This window comes from Variovorax sp. J22G73 (assembly GCF_030317035.1).
In the GTDB taxonomy this organism is placed as follows: domain Bacteria; phylum Pseudomonadota; class Gammaproteobacteria; order Burkholderiales; family Burkholderiaceae_C; genus Variovorax.
The window spans coordinates 35,150-52,609 of sequence record NZ_JASZYK010000009.1 but is presented as its reverse complement, the minus strand read 5'-3'; the positions used below and the strand labels follow the sequence as shown (position 1 = coordinate 52,609).

Genomic DNA, 17,460 nt, shown 5'->3' with positions numbered 1-17,460 from the left:
CATGAAGGGCCGGCATGAAGGTTCCGCGTGAAGCGCCCGCGCCCGTCATGCGGCCACGCTGCGCCGGCGCGGGGCCGGCCGCTTCTCCAGGCCCGGCGTCGTCAGCTCCGCGTAGCGCCGCATGTCGGCCACCACGCAGCGCAGCAGCTCCGCCGCGGCCGGCGACAGCATGCGCCCGTGGCGCGACACGATGTGCGAGCGGCCCTGCGACAGCAGCGGGTTCTTCATGGGCAGCTCGACCAGCTCCGGGTGCGTGGCGCTCGGCGTGAGCGAAATGCGCGTGCCCAGCGAATACCCCAGCCCCGCCGACACGAAGTGCCCCAGCGCGCTGAACGAGGTGGTGGTCAGCAGCGAGGGCAGCCGCACGCCCTCGCTCACCTCGGCCGCCTCGATGTGCTGGCGCACGCCGAAGTTGCGGTGCAGCGTGGCGCCGGGGTAGGGCAGCAGGTCGGCGAGCTTCAGCGGGCGGCCCAGCCGCGCCAGCGGGTGGCTGGCCAGCACCAGCGCCTGGATGGGCTGCGGGTGGCTCTGGTGCGAGGTGAGCCGCTCGTCCTTCGGCGGCTGGAACAGCATGCCGATGTGGGCGCGCTCCTCGACCACGCGCTGCACGATCTCGTCGGTGCTGGCCACGTCCAGGTCGATGGTGATCTTCGGGTGCGTGGTCATGAAGTCGCGCAGGCTGTGGCGCATCAGCCAGTCCACATAACCCTCGCCGGCCACCACGTCGATGTGGCCGCGCTCGATCTTGCGGATGCTGTCCATCTGCGCCATCAGGTGCTGCTTCTGGCTGTTCTGGCGGCGCACGTAGCCGGCCAGCATCTGCCCGGCGTCGGTGGGCACCACGCCGCGCCCGTGGCGCTCCAGCAGGGGCACGCCGCACTCCTGCTCGAGCAGGCCGATGGCGCGGCTCACGGCCGAGGGGTCCATGTCGAGCACGTCGGCGGCGCCGCGCACCGAGCCGCTGTCCAGCACCTGCATGAAGTAGCGCACGCGGCGCGTGTCGAGCTTGTCGTCCATGGCGCGGTCTCCTGGTGTTCGCGTCGAGTGTTGCATTTGATGCATCGAATATCCCGATTTACGGTCATTGATGCAAGAGCCCGGGCGACAGAAACTCGCCCGCATTCCGCCAGAAGAAGCCCACACCCCATGACCTCTGCCGCCTCCGCCAACCCTCCCCACCCGGTCCAACCGGCCCACTCGGCGCTTGCCGATGCCGCGCCCGCCGCCCGCGCCTCCGGAAAACTCAAGCTCGCGCTCGTCACGCTGGCCATCGTGGCCGCGGCCGAGCTCATCGGGCCGGTGCAGTTCAGCGTGGGCCCCGGCAAGGTGGCGCTGCTGCCCATGCTGTGGGCGCTGCTGATCGCGGCGGTGTGGGGCATCGCGCACCGGCGCGTGCCCGGCGTGGTGCGCGTGGCGACGGCCGAGCAGTCGTTCGCGGGCGGCCTGCTCAACGCGGGCCTGCTGCTGTTCATCGTGAAGCTGGGCCTGACCGTGGGCGCCGCGCTGCCGCAGATCAAGCAGGCCGGCTGGGCGCTGCTGTTCCAGGAGTTCGGCCATGCGCTGGGCACCCTGGCGCTGGGCCTGCCGCTGGCGCTGCTGCTGGGCATCAAGCGGGAAGCGGTGGGCGCCACCTTCTCGGTGGGCCGCGAGGGCAACCTCGTGATCATCGGCGAGAAGTACGGCATGGCCTCGCCCGAGGGCCGCGGCGTGCTGGCCGAGTACATCACCGGCACGGTGCTGGGGGCGCTGTTCATCGCGGTGCTGGCGGGCTTCATCGCCAGCCTGCACATCTTCGATCCGCGCTCGCTGGCCATGGGCGCCGGCGTGGGCTCGGGCAGCCTCATGGCCGCCGCGCTGGGCGCCATCGCCGCGCAGCAGCCGGCCGACATGCTGCCGCAGCTCACGGCCATTGCCGCCGCCTCGAACCTGCTGACCACCGTGGCCGGCTTCTACTTCACGCTGTTCCTGTCGCTGCCGCTGTGCTCGTGGCTGTACGGCAAGCTGGAGCCGGTGCTGGGGCGCATTTCGAAGCGCGGCGCGCAGGACGCCGCGGACACCGCCGCCATGTCGCAGGTGAGCGTGGCGCACGGCGGCGCGCTGCCCTTGCGCGACACGCTCATCGCCTGGGCGGTGGTGGGCTGCGGCGTGCTCATCGGCAACTCGCTGACCTACAAGGTGCCGGTGCTGGTGTCGCTCGAAGGCATGGCCGCGGTGGTGCTCATCGCGCTGGTGGTCGAGGGCATCAAGCGGCTCGCGCCGCGCCTGCCCATGGTGCTGGTGCTGTCGGTGGTGGCCACCGTGGTGGGCATTCCGGGCCTGTTCCCGTTCTCCGACGCGCTGATCGGCATCACCTCCAAGCTCAACTTCCTGGCCTTCACCACGCCGGTGCTGGCGCTGGCCGGTTTCTCGGTCGCGAAGGACCTGCCGGTGTTCCGCCAGCTGGGCTGGCGCATCGTGGTGGTGTCGCTGACCGCCACCGCCGGCACCTTCCTGGGCGCGACCTTGATCGCCGAATTCTTCCACTGACAACCACCCACGAGAGACCCACGCCATGTACCGCGACCCCGAAATCGCCGAAGACACCCGCGCCCGCATGCTCAGCTGGCGCCGCGACATCCACGCCAACCCCGAGACCGCCTTCGAGGAACACCGCACCGCCAACGTCGTCGCCAACGCGCTGATGCTCATGGGCCTGCCGGTGCACCGCGGCCTGGCCGGCACCGGCGTGGTCGGCACGCTGAAGAACGGCGAGGGCCCGAGCATCGCGCTGCGCGCCGACCTCGACGCGCTCAACATGCAGGAGCTGGGCACGCAGGCGCATGCGTCCAAGTGCGTGGGCAAGATGCACGCCTGCGGCCACGACGGCCACACCGCCATGCTGCTGGGCGCGGCCGAGCACCTGTCGCGCCACAAGCCCTTCAAGGGCACGGTGCACTTCGTGTTCCAGCCGGCCGAGGAGAACGAAGGCGGCGGCCGCGTGATGGTGGAGGAGGGGCTGTTCGACCAGTTCCCGGCCGACGCCGTGTACGGCATGCACAACTTTCCGAGCCTGCCGCGCGGCAGGTTCGCCATTCGCAAGGGCACGATGACGGCCTTTCTCGACACCTTCGAGATCGTGGTCACCGGCAAGGGCAGCCACGGCGCCATGCCCGAGACCGGCATCGACTCGGTGGTGGTGTCGGCCCAGCTCGTCAACGCGCTGCAGACCATCGTGAGCCGGCGCACCGGCGCCACCGACTCGGCCGTGGTGAGCGTCACGCAGATCCATGGCGGCGACACCTGGAACGTGATTCCCGAGACCGTGGTGCTGCGCGGCACCGTGCGCACGCTGGAGGCGGCCATCCAGGACAAGACCCAGGCCGCCATGCAGCAGATCTGCGACGGCGTGGCCGCCACGCACGGCGCCAAGGTGGCGCTGGACTACCGCCGCGGCTACCCCGGCGTGGTCAACACGCCGGCCGAGACCGACGCCGCCATCGCCGCCGCGGCCAGCCTGGTCGAGCGCGAGCAGGTGCACACCGACATTCCGCCGGCCATGGGCTCGGAAGACTTCGCCTTCATGCTGCAGAAGCGCCCGGGCGCCTACATCGGCATCGGCGCGGGCGAGGGCCCGAACGACCCGAACGTGCACAACCCGTACTACGACTTCAACGACAACATCCTGCCGCTGGGGGCGGCGTACTGGGTGGCGCTGGTGAAGCAGCAACTGCCTGTGCAGCAGTCGGCCGTACAGCAGCCAGCGTGACGCGCTGATGCTCTCCGCCTTCGACATCTTCAAGATCGGCATCGGCCCGTCGAGCTCGCACACCGTGGGCCCGATGCGCGCCGCGCTGCTGTTCGCGCAGGGGCTCGAACGGCGCGGCGTGCTGGCGCAGGCAGCGCGCGTGCACGTGGACCTGTTCGGCTCGCTCGGCGCCACGGGGCACGGGCATGCGACCGACCAGGGCGTGATCCTCGGCCTGCTCGGCGACGCGCCCGACACCGTGCGGCCCGAGACCGTGCAGCCGCGGCTCGACGCGCTGCGCCGCACCGGCCGGCTGAGCTTGCTGGGCACCGCGCCCATCGCCTTCGACCGCGTGCGCGACATCGCGTTTCGCGGTGAAGAATCGCTGCCCGAGCATCCCAACGCGATGCGCTTCACCGCCTTCGCGGCCGACGGAAGCACGCTGGCCGAGGGCACGTACTTTTCGGTCGGCGGCGGCTTTGTCGTCGAGGGCGGCCAGGCCGTGGCCGAGACGGTGGCCGCGGCCGCCGCCGTGCCGCACCCCTTCGGCACCGGCGACGAACTCATGGCGCAGTGCGAGGCCACCGGCCTGTCGGTGGCCGCGCTGGTCATGCGAAACGAATGCGCGTGGCGGCCCGAGGCCGAGGTGCGCGCCGGCCTGCTGCGCATCTGGGGCGTGATGCAGCAGTGCGTGCAGCGCGGCTTCGGCATCGACAACCCGCTGGCCGCGCACGCACTGCCCGGCCCGCTGCGCATGCGGCGGCGCGCGAGCGAGCTGCACCGCGAGCTGCTGGCGCAGGCCGGCGCGGCCGACCCGCTCGCGGCCATGGACTGGGTCAACGCCTTCGCCATGGCGGTGAACGAGGAGAACGCCGCCGGCGGGCGCGTGGTGACGGCGCCCACCAACGGCGCGGCGGGCGTGGTGCCCGCGGTGATGCACTACTACCAGCGCTTCGTGCCGGGCGCGAGCGACCGGGGCATCGTCGACTTCCTGCTCACCGCCGCGGCCATCGGCATGCTCTACAAGACCAACGCCTCCATCTCGGGCGCCGAGGTCGGCTGCCAGGGCGAGGTGGGCGTGGCCTGCTCCATGGCCGCCGGCGCGCTGGCCGCGGTGCTGGGCGCCACGCCGGCGCAGGTCGAGAACGCGGCCGAGATCGGCATGGAGCACAACCTGGGCCTCACCTGCGACCCGGTCGGCGGCATGGTGCAGATCCCTTGCGTGGAGCGCAACGCCATGGGCGCAGTGAAGGCCATCAACGCGGCGCGCATGGCGCTGCGCGGCAACGGCAGCCACTACGTGTCGCTCGACGCCGTGATCCGCACCATGAAGCAGACCGGCGAGGACATGAAGTCCACGTACAAGGAAACCTCGCTCGGTGGCCTTGCGGTGAACGTGGTGGAGTGCTGACGAGGCGGCCCCGGCGCAGGGCGTGGGTCCAGAATGCGGGGCTTGTCGTTTCCGCACAGAACGCACAGAAGGACGAGAGCCCCATGACCAGCCCCACGACCAGCCCCATCACCAGCACCCCCCGCCCGATCCAGGCGACCCGCACCGTGGCCCAGAAGCGCGCCGACTTCCGCGCGCTCCACCAGCAAGGCTGCTTCGTCATTCCGAACCCCTGGGACACCGGCAGCGCGCGCTACCTCGAGGGCCTTGGCTTCAAGGCGCTGGCCACCACCAGCTCGGGCTTCGCGTGGTCGCACGGGCAGGCCGACGGCGCGATGTCGCGCGAGCTCATCCTCGCGCACCTGCGCGAACTGGTTGAGGCCACGAACCTGCCGGTGAACGCCGACTTCGAGAACGGTTTCGCCGCCGATGCCAAAGGCGTCGCCGAGAGCGTGCGGCTGGCCGTCGACACCGGCGTGGCGGGCCTGTCCATCGAGGACTCGACCGGGAACGCGGCGCAGCCGCTCTTTGCCATCGACGTGGCGGTCGAGCGCCTGCGCGCCGCGCGCCAGGCCATCGACGCGAGCGGTGCCGACGTGATGCTCATCGGCCGCGCCGAGAACTTCTTCGCCGGCCGGCCCGACCTGGACGACACCCTCGCGCGGCTGAAGGCCTATGCCGACGCGGGCGCCGACTGCCTCTACGCGCCCGGCATCAAGACACGCGAGCAGATCGCCGCCGTGGTCGCCGTGGCCGGCGGCAAGCCCGTCAACCTGCTGGTGAGCGGCACCAGCGAGCTGACGATGGTGGACATCGCCGAGCTGGGCGTGCGCCGCGTGAGCGTGGGCGGCGGCATGGCGCGCGCCGCATGGGGCGGCTTCCTGCAGGCGGCGCGCACGCTGGCCGACCAGGGCCGCTTCGACGGCTTCGCGGACGCGGCGCCGGGCGCCGAGCTGAACGCCTTCTTCCGCCCGTTCGCCGGATAGCCGTGGCGTCGAAGCGCCCGGCCGCGGGGCCGGCGGACGTCATCGGGTTGATGGGTTCGATGGGTTCGACGGGCTCGATGGACCTGCTCCTCACCGAAATCCGCGCCTGCACCGCCTGCGCGGCGCACCTGCCGCTGGGCCCGCGGCCCGTGGTGCAGGCCAGCGCGGGCGCGCGGCTGCTCATCGTCGGCCAGGCGCCCAGCCTCACCGTGCACCAGACGGGCGTGCCCTGGGACGACAAGAGCGGCGACCAGCTGCGCCGCTGGCTCGGCGTGGAGCGCGACACCTTCTACGACGCCACGCGCATCGCGCTCGTGCCCATGGGTTACTGCTACCCCGGCCGCGGCACCAGCGGCGACCTGCCGCCGCGCAAGGAGTGCGCCCCGCTGTGGCAGCAGCGCCTGCTGGCGCAGATGCCGCACGTGGAGCTGACGCTGCTGGTCGGCCAGTACGCGCAGCGCCACCTGCTGGGCAGCAGGGCGCGCGGCGGCGTCACGGAAACGGTCGAGGCTTTCGCGGACTACGCGCCGCGCTTCATTCCGTTGCCGCATCCGTCGCCGCGCAACACGGGCTGGTTCAAGCACCACCCGTGGTTCGAGAGCGAGGTGCTGCCGGTGCTGCGCGAGCGGGTGCGGCAGGCACTGGCGCCACGTTTCGTCGCAGGCCGAAGCGAGCCCGCCACATCGCCGGCACCATCGAACGCCATTCCCTGAAGAAAGCTGCGTTCCCCATGAAGCGAGAAGTCATCCGCGTCGAACCCCTGTCGAGCTGGCTGGACAACTGGAAGGCGCCGGTGTCGGTCGTCACCCGGCATGCCGGCACGGTCTACGTGTCGGGCCTGCCGCCGTTCGACCCGGCCACCGGTGAGGTGGTGCTGAATGCGACGCTGGAGCGGCAGGCCGAGCTGGTGCTCGCGCAGCTCCAGCAGTGCCTGGAAGCCGCCGGCTCCTCGCTCGCGCAGGTGCTCAAGTGCAACGTGTACTGCACCTCGGTGGAGAAGTTCGCGGCGGTCAACGCGATCTATGCGCGCTACTTTCCGAAGGACCCGCCCGCGCGCATCTTCGTGTGCGTGCCCGCGTGGCCGGGGCGCTTCGACATCGAGATCGACTGCATCGCCGCCTGCCACTAAGGGGCGGAGGCCACCGAGGCGGTCGCCGCCGCGAAGGGCCGCGCCGCGTACACCACGCGCCCGCCCACCACCGTCATCAGCGAGGTCGTCTTGCCGATGCGCTCCACCGGCACGCTGAAGAAATCCTGGTCGAGCACCGCGAAGTCCGCGAGCTTTCCCACTTCCAGCGTGCCGCGTTTGCCCTCGTCGGAGCTGAACCATGCGCTGCCCGCCGTGTACAGCCGCAGCGCCTGTTCGCGCGTGGGCGTTTCGTCGGGCCCGCGCATCGCCTTGCCGCTCACGGTCTTGCCGTCGAGCATCCACTGCAGGGCCACGAAGGGGTTGTACGAGGCCACGCGGTGCGCGTCGGTGCCCGCGCCCACGTTCACGCCGGCGCGCAGCGCGGTGCCGATGGGCGGCATGCGCCGCGCCGCCTCGCCGCGCACGGCGAGCGCGCGGTCGCCCTGGAAGTACATGGCGTCTTGCATGGTCCAGCCGATGCCCAGCGCCTTCATGCGCGCGAGCGTCTCGGGCGAGGCGTCGTCCAGGTGGGCAATGGACCAGCGCAGACCGTTGATCGGCACCTCGGCGTTCAGCTTCTCGTACAGCCCGAGCAGGTGTTCCACCGAGCCGTTCTCCTGCCAGTGGATGGTCACGGCGAGCTTGCGCTGCGCGGCCCATTTGACGAGCTCGTAGAACTTGGCCTTCACCGCCTCGTCGGGGAAGTTGTTGTTGTACATCGCGAGCGTCACGCGTTCGCCCAGGCCGTTGAACTTGAGCATGTCGTCGCCGAAGCCCATGGGCAGCATCTGCGTGAGATCGCGAAACTCCTGCAGCTCGGCGCCGGGCTTCTGCGCGAACACGCTGTAGGCCACGCGCAGCGTCAGCGCCTTCTCGCGCCACAGCTCGAACAGCGCCGCGTACTGCGAAGGCGCGATGCTGAAGCCGCCCGGGTCCACCAGGCCGGTGATGGCCAGGCGGTTCAGCTCGGTGAAGAAGGCGCGCGTGCCCGCCACGTTGTCGTCGTAGGTGGGCTTGGGCAGCTTGTCGAACAGGGCCGAGATGCCGACGATGTCGCCGGTCATCCAGCCCGGCGCGCCGTCGGGCGAAGGCTTCATGTTGGCGGGCAGCGTGCCGGGCGGCACGCCGAGCACCTCGAGCGCCTTGGGCGTCATCACCACCGCTTCGTAGAAGAGCTGCACGTACACCGGGTGGTTCGGCGCGGCCTCCTGCAGCTCGGCCAGCGTGGGCCGGCGGCGCTCGGCGAACTGCTGCTCGGTCCACCCGCCCGCCACGATCAGCCAGCCGCCGGGGCGTGCCTGCGCAGCGGCGGTGCGAATGCGCGCCATGGCCTCGGCGATGGTGCCCGCGCCGATCCAGTTGACTTCGGTGGAGTAGCTCAGCGCGGCGCGCACCGCGTGCATGTGCGAGTCGATGAGCCCGGGAATCACCGTGCGGCCGCCCGCGTCGACGGTGCGCGTGAGCGGGCCCGAGAGCGCGCCCATCTGCGCGGCGCTGCCCACGGCCACGATGCGCCCGTCGCGCACGGCCATGGCCTGCGCGGTGCTGCCGGCCGCGTCGAGCGTGGCGATCCTGGCGTTGGTGACGACGAGGTCGGCCGCCTGCGCCTGTGCCTGCCCGGCCACTGGCAGCAGCAAGCCGGCGGCCAGCGCCGCCGCGGTGACGAAGTTGAGGGCGGTGGAGCGTGCCATGTCAGTCCACCTTGATACTGGCGGCCTTCACGACCTGCTGGGCCTTGGCCGTCTCGTCGACGATGAACTTGTTGAACTGCGCGGACGGCATGGTGAAGGGCTCGGCGCCCAGCTTTTCCAGCCGCTCCTTCAGCTCCGGCGACACCATGATCTTCGCGACCTCGGCCTGCAGCCGGTCGACCACGGGCTGCGGCGTCTTCGCGGGCGCGAACAGCCCGACCCAGAACAGGTACTCCGAGCCCGGCACGCCGGCCTCCACCGTGGTCGGCGCATTGGGCAGCGCCGACGAGCGCTTGCCCGTGCCCACCGCCAGCGCCTGCAGCTTGCCGCTCTGGATCAGCGGCAGCGCCGACACCATGGGCGCGAAGAACCAGTCCACGCGCCCGGCCATCACCTCGGTCATGGCCTCGGGCGTGCCGCGAAAGGGCACGTGCTGCGCGTCCAGCCCGGCCGCGAGGCGGAACACCTCGGCGTTCATGTGCGTGGCCGAGCCGTTGCCCGCCGAGCCGTAGTTGAAGCTGCCCGGCTTGGCCTTGACCTTGGCGACCAGGTCTTTCACGTCGGCGAAGTGCGAGGGCGCCGTGACCAGCACGTTGGGCAGGCTGGCCATGGGCGTGACGCCCGCGAAGTCCTTGATGGTGTCGTACGACAGGCCCTTGTAGATCCACGGGTTCACCAGGTGGCCGGCCGAGTGCACCAGCAGCGTGTAGCCGTCGGCCGGCGCCTTGGCCGTGAGCCCCGCGCCCAGCGTGCCGCCCGCGCCGGGCTTGTTGTCGACGATCACGCTGGTGCCCAGCGCGGGCCCCAGCTTCTCGGCCACCAGCCGCGCGACGATGTCGGTGCCGCTGCCCGCGGTGAAGGGCACCACCAGCTTGATGGGCTGCGTGCCCGGCCAGCTGCCCTGCGCGTGCGCGCCGCCCAGCGTGCAGGCCGCGGCCATCGTGAATGCGGCAGCCGCCGCCAGCGCTTGCCTGCGGCCCGGTTGGAATGTCTTCTTCATGCGTCTTGTCTCCGTTGATTTATTCGATGAGCGATGAATGACTGAAAAAAGAGGCTGCGGCTAGGGCGGCGGCGCGTGGGGCATCACCAGCGCGACCAGCACCGGGCGGTTGCCGCGGTTTTCGAGCTGGCGCTTTTCACCGGGCGCGAAGCGGCAGCTGTCGTAGGGGCCGAGCACTTCTTCCCAGCGCGCACCCTCGAGCTCGCCCACCACGTGCAGCTGGCCTTCGAGCACGAGGTAGAGCTTTTCCATCGGCGAGCCGTCCAGCCCGGTGTGGCCGCCCGGCAGGATCTGGCTCATGCCCATCCACATCTGCGTGGACGGGCCGGCCTCCTTGCCCTGCAGGCGCAGGCAGCGCATGTCGAAGTGGTTGGGCGCCTCGTAGTGCGGCGCCGCGTCGAAGCGGGTGACGTGCATGGCGTGGGTTCCGAAAGGAGAGGACAGGAGAAAGGAAGAGCGGAGCAGAAGAAGAGCCCCGCGTCAGGGCCGCAGCACGACGCGGTCCGTGCTGCCCGACAGCACCAGCCGGTAGGCGTCCAGCGCCTCGTCGAGCGTGAAGCTGCGCGCCACCGGAAAGGGCTTCAGCGTGCCGCGCTCGAAGCCTTCGCGCATGGCGTCGAGCTGCGCGGTGCTGGCAATGCAGTCCATCGCGAGCGAGTCGATGCCCACGAAGGTGTGCATGCCGCGGTAGAACGCGAAGATGTCGAAGGGCACCGCCCGGTCGTGCGTGGCGATGAAGATCTGCGTCGCGCCCTTGGCCATCGCCTTGTGGGCCGCCTCGAAGTAGGCGCTGCCCACGGTGTTGTAGACGATGTGCGCGCCGCGCCCGTCGGTGAGCTCGCGCACGCGCGCGGCCACGTCGGTGTGGTGACGCGCGTCGATCACGTCCACCGGCCCGCTCGCGAAGCCCTCGAACGGCCCCGCGTGCCGCTGCACCGCGATCACCCGCGCGCCGGCCTGCGACGCCAGCTGCACCGCCGCCTGCCCGACCTTGCCGTTGGCGCCGAGCACCAACACCGTCTGCCCCGCCTGCGGCATGCCGCTGCGGCGAAAGCCTTCGTACGCGGTGACGAAGGGCACGCCCACCGCGCCGGCTTCGTCCATCGAGATGCCCTGGGGCTTGGCGCGCAGCGCCTGTTCGGGCAGCACCAGAAAGCGCGCATGCGAGCCGTCGCGCGTGATGCCGATGTCGCCCCCGGAGCCGTACACCTCGCGCCCGATCCATTCCGTCGGCCCGCTCACGACGGTGCCCGCGAAGTCGCGCCCCGGCGTGCGCGGCCACACGGCCTGCGGCATGATGCCCAGCGTCGCCTTCGCATCGCTGGGGTTCACCGCGGCGGCCGCGATGCGCACCACGGCGTGGCCGGGGGGTGGCGTGGGTTCGGATTGCGCCACCGCGTCCAGGTGCAGTGCGTCGAGGTTGGCGGCCTTTTCTTTCACACGCAATGCGCGAGAAGGGTGGGAAGTGTCGGAAGTGTGGGTCGTGTGCATGGCTGCTGCGTTCATCTCTTCGGTCCTGCTTGCTGTCACAGCGTTACCCCCGCGCATCCGGCAACCCCAACATCGCCCGGGCCTCGCGCGGATTGGCCACTTCACCGCCAAGGCTCAGGAGGATGTCGCGCGCCTTCGAAACCAGCTGCGCATTGCTCTGCGCGAGCACGCCCTTTTCGAGGTAGATGTTGTCTTCCATTCCCACGCGCACATGGCCGCCCAGCAGCCATGCCTGCGCGACGATCGGGAACTCCATGCGGCCGATGCCGAAGGCGCTCCAGAAGGCGCCGCGCGGCAGCATGTTGCGTGCGTACAGCAGCGTCTCGGGCGTGGGCGCGAAGCCGTACTTCACGCCGAGCACGAAGGTCCACATGGCAGGGCCGTCGAGCGTGCCGTCGGCAATCAGGTCGAGCGCCAGGTTGATGTCGCCCGAGTCGAAGATTTCGAGCTCGGGCTTCACGCCCGCCTCGCGCATCACCTTCGCCATGCGCCGCACGTTCTTCGGCGTGTTGATGACCACGTCGGGGCCGGAGTTCATGGTGTTCAGGTCGAGCGAGCACACGTCGGGCCGGATGAGCGCGATGTGTTCCACCCGCTTCTCCGGCGGCAGCAGCGTGGTGCCGGGCGCCGCCACCTTGGGGTCGTCCTCGCTCGGAATGAAGCGGCCGCCGGGGCCCGTCGTGAGATTGACGATCAGCTCGCGGTTGCCGCGGCGAATGCGCTCCACCACCTCGCGGTACAGCTCGACCTCCATCGACGGCTTGCCGGTCAGGGGGTCGCGCACGTGGATGTGCACCTGGCTCGCGCCGGCCTCGGCCGCGGCCAGGCATTCGTCGGCGATCTGCACCGGCGTGATCGGCAGGTGCGGCGTCTGCTCGGGCTTCACGAGGTTGCCCGTGACCGCGCAGGTGATGAGTGTCTTGGTGCTCACAGGTGGCGCCCTCCGTCGACCACGATGCGCGTGCCCGTCACGAAGCGCAGCGTGGTGGCCAGCGCCTCGACCGTGGCGGCCACGTCGTCGGGCTTGCCGATGCGCCCCAGCGGCGTGGTGCTGGCCATCTTGCTCGCGAACTCCGCGCCGCGGCCGGGCACGAAGCCCGACTCCACCGCGCCCGGCGACACCGACACCACGCGCACCGCCGGCGCCAGCGCCTTGGCCAGCGCGTCGCCCACCACGTCGAGCCCGGCCTTGGCCGCCACGTACGCCAGGTTGCTGCCCACGCCCGTGAAGCCCGCGATGGACGAGATGTTGACCACCAGCCCGTCGCCGCTCGCCTTGAGCATCGGCGCGAAGGCGCGAATGGTGGCGAACACGCCGCGGAAGTTGGCGCGCACGATGTCGTCGATGAGTTCGTCGGTCAGCGCGTCGAGGTCCGCCGCCGGCACCGGCTGCGTGTGGCCGGCGCTGTTGACCAGGATGTCGCAGCGCCCGAACGCGGCCTGCACCTCGGCCGCGGCCGCAACCAGGCTGGGCGTGTCCACGATGTCGGCGCGCAGCGCCGCGTGGCGCTGGTTCTGCGCCGCGGGCAGGGCGGCTGCGCGCGCCGCGGCATCGTCGCCCTTGCGGTGCAGCAGCACGCAGGTGGCGCCCAGCGCGGCAAGGCGCGTGGCCGTGGCGTAGCCGATGGCGCCAAGGCCGCCGGTGATGACAGCCAGCTTGCCGTCGAGTCGGGATACAGGGTCGAAGCTCATGTGGGTGTCTCGTGTTGAATCAGGGTGAATCACGGAATGGGAGGGCGGGGGAACTTCATCTCGCCCGGCTCGAGCTCGAAGTCGTGGTGCATCGAGGCGCTGCGGCCGTCGGGCGCCAGCGCGAAGCGGCCGATCAGCCGCCGCGTCACGCCGAAGGTCGGGTCGCTTTCCAGGTTCTCGTCGTCGTCGGCGAACACCTGCGTGATCAGCACCTTGTGCCCCGGCTTGCTCACCATGAAGTGCAGGTGCGCGGGTCGGTTCGGGTGGCGCTGCTGCGCGCGCAGCAGCACGCCGCAGGGCCCGTCGGTGGGCACCGGGTAGCCGGCGGGGCGCACGCTGCGGAAGTGAAAGCGCCCCTCGGCGTCGGTGCGGAAGCGACCGCGCAGGTTCATGTCTTCCTGGGCCGGGTCCTGGTTCTCGTACAGGCCCACGGGCGAGGCCTGCCACACGTCGACCATGGCGTCGGCCACCGGCTGGCCGCGGTGGTCGCGCACCGTGCCCGTCACTTCGAGCGGAATGCCCGGCGTGCCCGAGCGCGCGATGTTGTCGCCCAGCGCGCAGGCCGGCGCGTTGGCGCGCCAGAAAGGCCCGAGCAGCGCGGCCGGGGACTCGCCGTGCGGGTCCTGGTTGTTCTGCAGCGCCACCACGGTCGACACGCCCAGGATGTCGGCCGCCAGCACCACCTCGTTCTTGGTCTCGCCCGTGGCGTGGCCGATGGCGACGATGAATTCGAGCGCCTGCTCGAACTCTTCTTCGGTGAGTTTCACCTCCTGCACGAAGGCATGCAGGTGGCGGGTGAGCGAGGCCATCACGCTGCGCAGCCGCGGGTCGGGCGTGCGGTTCATGGCGTCGAGGGTGAAGCCCAGCACGGAGCCGGGCGAGGTGGCGATGTTCATGGCAGGTCTCGTGGAAAGTCTTGCAATCGTTTGCACGATAGTAGTCCAAATCTCCGAAAAGTAAAATGGCGGCATTCCACAGGTCGCGAATGCAAGAAAGCCTTGAATGGCACGCAGGCCGCGCGACAATCGTTTGCACCAATGAGCACCCAACCGCCTTCTTCTTCCTCTCCCGTCACCATCCGCGACGTTGCCCGCGCCGCCGGCGTGCATGTGTCCACCGTGTCGCGCGCGCTCAGCCCCGAGAAGCGCTCGCTGATCAGCGACGAGGTGCTGCGCGTGGTGGAGGAGGCGGCCCAGCGCCTGGGCTACCGGCCCAACCGCGCGGCCTCGGCGCTGCGCACCGGGCGCACGCACACCATCGGCGTGCTGGTGCCCGACATCACCAACGCGGTGTTCCCGCCCATCCTTCAGGGCATCGAGGCCAGCGCCGCGGCGCGCGGCTACTTCGTGTTCGTCACCAACGTGGTCGACCCGGCGCTCGCGCGGCCGGTGCTGGAGCGCATGCTGGCGCAGCGGGTAGACGGCGTGGTCATGGCCACCGCCACGCGCGACGACCCCCTGGTCGACTTCGTCACCAAGGCCGGCATGACGGCCGTGCTGGTCAACCGCGCCGACGAAACCGGGCGCCTGCCCGCCGTGGTGAGCGACGACCGGCTGGCGATGAAGCTGGCGGTCGACCACCTCGTGGGGCTGGGCCACAAGCGCATCGCGCACCTGGCCGGCCCGCAGACCATCCCGACCGGCGTGGGCCGCCGGCTGGGCGTGGAGCAGGCGCTGCGCGACCACCGCATGAAGCCGTTTCGCGTGGTCGAGTGCGCCAGCTACAGCCGCGAGGCCGGCGCGGTCGCGATGCGCCAGATGCTGGAAGCCGGCGCGCCGCCGCAGGCCGTGGTGTGCTGCAACGACCTGGTGGCGCTGGGCGCCTACGACGCGCTGCGCGAGGCGGGGCTGCGCGTACCCACGGACATTTCCGTGACCGGCCACAACGACATGCCGCTGGTCGACATGGTCGACCCGCCGCTCACCACCATCCGCCTGCCGCACCGCGAGCTGGGCTGGCGCGCGGCGGAAATGCTGTTCGACGAAATCGACGGCCGCTCGATGTCGGCCTCCACCGTGGTGCTGCGGCCCGAGCTGGTGGTGCGCAAGTCGACGGGCACGCCGGGCGGTGGGCGCTGAGCGGCGGCGGGGCTCCCGCTTGCTTTGTCGCCCGTTCAGCTCAGCTCAGCGCGTCACCACCACGCGGCGATGTCGTCGCTCAGCCCCGCGAGCAGAAGCGCCACGGCGACCAGCGCCACGATGAGCTTGGTGCGCCGCGACAGCCCTTCCTTGGGCGCGAAAGCCTCCGCGCGGCCGCTGAAATGCACGCCGCAATGCGGGCAGCGCAGCGCGTAGCCGAACACGGGCTGCTTGCAGCGCACGCAGGGCACCTCGCCCGGGCCCATGCCGGGGCCGGGCTGCGCGGCATCGTCGGCGCGGGCATCGGCATTGGCATCGGCGTTTCGCTGTGCCTGCGCCACGGCGCGCTGCTGCTGCAGCTTCTTCAGCCGGGCGCGGCGCTCGCGGTGCGCGGCCAGGTCGATGGGCGCGTTGGGCTTCGGGGGGCGGTCATCGGGGCCAGCGTGGTCTTTGTGGTCGTCGTTTTCGGGCATGGGAATGAACCAGTTCTAGCGCGCACGCGGCGCGGCCTTTTTTCGTGCGGCCGGCCGCCGCGGCGGCTTGGCTTCGAGCACCAGCTCGGCCGGCAGCGTGTCGTTCCACGATTCGGTGAAGTAGGCGCGGTCGCTGGGCACCAGCTGCGGCAGCGCTTCGCGCAGCAGCCCGAGCGATGCCTCGGCGGCCTTCAACTCGCCCGCGTGCGCGGCGTACCAGGCGTGCTCGAACAGCAGGCTGCAATGCTGCAGGCCGGGGTAGCGGCGGCGTCCCGCCTGGTGGTCGGCCAGCCGCGCCTGCGCCACGTCGACCCAGCGCGCAGGCCAGTGCGTGGCGTCGAAGGCATCGGCCAGCGGACCGGCCAGCCTGGAGACGGCGGCCGGGTCCAGCGGCTTCTGCGCGCGGAACTGCGCGAGGGTGGGGTGCCCGGCGGATTCATCGGACCTGCCATGACAATGCCCGCGCGCGATGCGCATCAGGTAGATCGCGTTCCACGCCGAGCGCCCCTGCCCGTCGGTGTGGCCGCACAACCATTCGCTGAAGGCGATCCATTGCACCGCGCGGCGCGTGGTGTCGGCGTTGCCGTCGTGCGCCAGCGTGGGAAGGTCTGAGAGTCCCACGCGGTCGAACAGCCACGCGGCCATGCCCATGTTGGCGGCCACGTGCTGGGCCGCGTCGAAGGAGTGCGACTCGAAGGCCGCCGCCAGCGCCTCGCCGAAACGGCGCAGCGACTCTTCGGCGAGCGCGGCGGCGGCCGGCTTGTCGTCGGCCGCGAGCCCCAGCGCGCGCGAGCGGCAGGCCAGCGCCCACAGGTTGCACCACTCGAAGCGCACGTCGGGGTGGTGGCGCAGCACCAGGCCGCGCGCCGCGTCCTCGGCCATGCCGGCCAGCAGCGACTGCGCCAGCGGCAGGTCGCGCGCGGTGTAGGCGCACCAGGCCGAGACGATGCATTCCATCGCGCCCAGGTAGTCGTTGCCCGCCACGTGGTGCGCGAGCCGCTGCTTCTTCAATGCCTGAAGCCGGCGCCGCGCCTGCTCGTTGTCGCCCAGGCGGCGCCACAGCATGGCTTCGTTCAGCGTGACCAGCGCGCGCTGGAAGTCGGTGGCGGCCAGCGTGCCGGCGAGGCGGATCGATTCGAGGGCGCTGCCGCTGGTGCTCGCACCCGCACCGCCGGCCACACCCGCACTGCCGAGCACTCCCGCTACACCCGCCACTGGCGCCATCAGCCGGCCCTGCCGCGCGGCCTGCTGCGAGGCGACCAGCTGCTTCCAGAAGGCCGCGTCCTGCAGGTGCACCGCGTCGGGCGGCGGCGCGTTGGCGGCCGGTGCCTTGCGCGCGCGCAGGCCGAGAAACGACGCCACCTCGGTGGCCGTGGCCGCCCGGCCGTTTACCAGCACGCGCACGCGCTTCGCCTGCGCGGCCGGCAGCCAGAACGGGCCCTGGCTGCGCCGCTCGGCGTTCAGGAAGCGCGGCTCGCGCTGCGTGTCCTCGCCCCATCCGACCTCGATGTCCCAGGCCTTGAAGTCGCGGAACGCGCGGCTCACCACCATGCGCAGCGTGCTCGCGTCGGACACCTCGCCGCGCAGGTCGGCCAGCCGCACCATGCCGCCACCGCTATCGTGCGCGTGCCGCATGCGCACCAGCAGCCACAGCGACTGGAAGGCCGCGCGCCGGCCGTCGACCGTCTGCGGCGAGGTGAGTTCGATGGAGAGCGGGGCGGGGCTGGGGGCGGGCTTGGACACGCCCCGAATTGAACCTCAAAACGGGCGCGAAAAACTGAAGCGCTGCTTGCCGGTTGCGCCCGC

At 71.1% G+C, this 17,460-nt stretch carries 17 protein-coding genes; 7 read left to right on the top strand and 10 right to left on the bottom strand.

Features of this window, described 5'->3' with window-relative positions:
* Positions 1 to 45: 45 nt before the first annotated feature.
* Positions 46 to 1,017: a LysR family transcriptional regulator gene (locus QTI51_RS27265; RefSeq protein WP_116911835.1), complete on the bottom strand. Its 972-nt coding sequence runs from the start codon at positions 1,015 to 1,017 to the stop codon at positions 46 to 48.
* A 129-nt stretch (positions 1,018 to 1,146) separates the two neighbouring features.
* Between QTI51_RS27265 and QTI51_RS27260 the strand changes: the two genes are divergently transcribed.
* The 6 genes from QTI51_RS27260 (at position 1,147) to QTI51_RS27235 (ending at position 7,229) form a co-directional block, all read left to right on the top strand.
* The gene (locus QTI51_RS27260; RefSeq protein ID WP_116911836.1) at positions 1,147 to 2,526 is read left to right on the top strand and encodes a DUF3100 domain-containing protein; all 1,380 of its coding nucleotides are present in this window, start codon (positions 1,147 to 1,149) and stop codon (positions 2,524 to 2,526) included.
* Between the two features lie 25 nt (positions 2,527 to 2,551).
* On the top strand, positions 2,552 to 3,745 hold the full coding sequence (locus QTI51_RS27255) for a M20 aminoacylase family protein (protein ID WP_116911837.1): 1,194 nt from the start codon (positions 2,552 to 2,554) through the stop codon (positions 3,743 to 3,745).
* Positions 3,746 to 3,749: 4 nt separating this feature from the next.
* Positions 3,750 to 5,135, top strand: a complete 1,386-nt coding sequence (locus QTI51_RS27250) for an L-serine ammonia-lyase (RefSeq protein WP_165840422.1) — start codon at positions 3,750 to 3,752, stop codon at positions 5,133 to 5,135.
* Positions 5,136 to 5,218: 83 nt separating this feature from the next.
* On the top strand, positions 5,219 to 6,100 hold the full coding sequence (locus QTI51_RS27245) for an isocitrate lyase/PEP mutase family protein (RefSeq protein ID WP_116911839.1): 882 nt from the start codon (positions 5,219 to 5,221) through the stop codon (positions 6,098 to 6,100).
* A gap of 77 nt (positions 6,101 to 6,177) precedes the next feature.
* Positions 6,178 to 6,813 carry a uracil-DNA glycosylase family protein gene (locus QTI51_RS27240; RefSeq protein WP_116911910.1) on the top strand — a complete coding sequence of 212 codons (636 nt, stop codon included), beginning with the start codon at positions 6,178 to 6,180 and terminating at the stop codon, positions 6,811 to 6,813.
* Between the two features lie 17 nt (positions 6,814 to 6,830).
* A complete protein-coding gene (locus QTI51_RS27235; protein ID WP_116911840.1) occupies positions 6,831 to 7,229 on the top strand; it encodes a RidA family protein in 399 nt (132 codons plus the stop codon).
* Here the strand turns inward: QTI51_RS27235 and QTI51_RS27230 are convergent.
* The 7 genes from QTI51_RS27230 to QTI51_RS27200 all read right to left on the bottom strand — a co-directional run bounded on the left by QTI51_RS27230 (position 7,226) and on the right by QTI51_RS27200 (position 13,999).
* Positions 7,226 to 8,920, bottom strand: a complete 1,695-nt coding sequence (locus QTI51_RS27230; RefSeq protein ID WP_116911841.1) for an amidohydrolase — start codon at positions 8,918 to 8,920, stop codon at positions 7,226 to 7,228. The two genes, QTI51_RS27235 and QTI51_RS27230, sit on opposite strands and share 4 nt — an antisense overlap.
* A 1-nt stretch (position 8,921) precedes the next feature.
* A complete protein-coding gene (locus QTI51_RS27225) occupies positions 8,922 to 9,920 on the bottom strand; it encodes a tripartite tricarboxylate transporter substrate binding protein (RefSeq protein WP_116911842.1) in 999 nt (332 codons plus the stop codon).
* Positions 9,921 to 9,980: 60 nt separating this feature from the next.
* Positions 9,981 to 10,337, bottom strand: coding sequence for a cupin domain-containing protein (locus tag QTI51_RS27220; protein ID WP_116911843.1), 357 nt, complete (start codon positions 10,335 to 10,337; stop codon positions 9,981 to 9,983).
* A gap of 63 nt (positions 10,338 to 10,400) precedes the next feature.
* Complete coding sequence (locus tag QTI51_RS27215) at positions 10,401 to 11,426, bottom strand: quinone oxidoreductase family protein (RefSeq protein WP_207786771.1); 1,026 nt, start codon at positions 11,424 to 11,426, stop codon at positions 10,401 to 10,403.
* A gap of 28 nt (positions 11,427 to 11,454) precedes the next feature.
* Positions 11,455 to 12,342, bottom strand: a complete 888-nt coding sequence (locus QTI51_RS27210) for a beta-keto acid cleavage family enzyme (RefSeq protein WP_116911845.1) — start codon at positions 12,340 to 12,342, stop codon at positions 11,455 to 11,457.
* Positions 12,339 to 13,103: an SDR family NAD(P)-dependent oxidoreductase gene (locus tag QTI51_RS27205; protein ID WP_116911846.1), complete on the bottom strand. Its 765-nt coding sequence runs from the start codon at positions 13,101 to 13,103 to the stop codon at positions 12,339 to 12,341. The genes QTI51_RS27210 and QTI51_RS27205 overlap by 4 nt, the downstream gene beginning before the upstream one ends.
* A 29-nt stretch (positions 13,104 to 13,132) precedes the next feature.
* Entirely contained in the window at positions 13,133 to 13,999 is an 867-nt protein-coding gene (locus tag QTI51_RS27200; protein WP_116911847.1) for a dioxygenase family protein, read from the bottom strand.
* Between the two features lie 141 nt (positions 14,000 to 14,140).
* On the opposite strand from QTI51_RS27200, the gene QTI51_RS27195 reads away from it, so the two are divergent.
* Positions 14,141 to 15,181 (top strand): LacI family DNA-binding transcriptional regulator, encoded by a 1,041-nt coding sequence (locus tag QTI51_RS27195; protein ID WP_116911848.1) that lies wholly within the window; start codon positions 14,141 to 14,143, stop codon positions 15,179 to 15,181.
* Between the two features lie 53 nt (positions 15,182 to 15,234).
* Here the strand turns inward: QTI51_RS27195 and QTI51_RS27190 are convergent, their stop codons facing one another.
* On the bottom strand, positions 15,235 to 15,654 hold the full coding sequence (locus QTI51_RS27190; protein WP_116911849.1) for a hypothetical protein: 420 nt from the start codon (positions 15,652 to 15,654) through the stop codon (positions 15,235 to 15,237).
* A gap of 15 nt (positions 15,655 to 15,669) precedes the next feature.
* Entirely contained in the window at positions 15,670 to 17,397 is a 1,728-nt protein-coding gene (locus tag QTI51_RS27185) for a hypothetical protein (RefSeq protein WP_286516837.1), read from the bottom strand.
* Between the last annotated feature and the right edge of the window lie 63 nt (positions 17,398 to 17,460).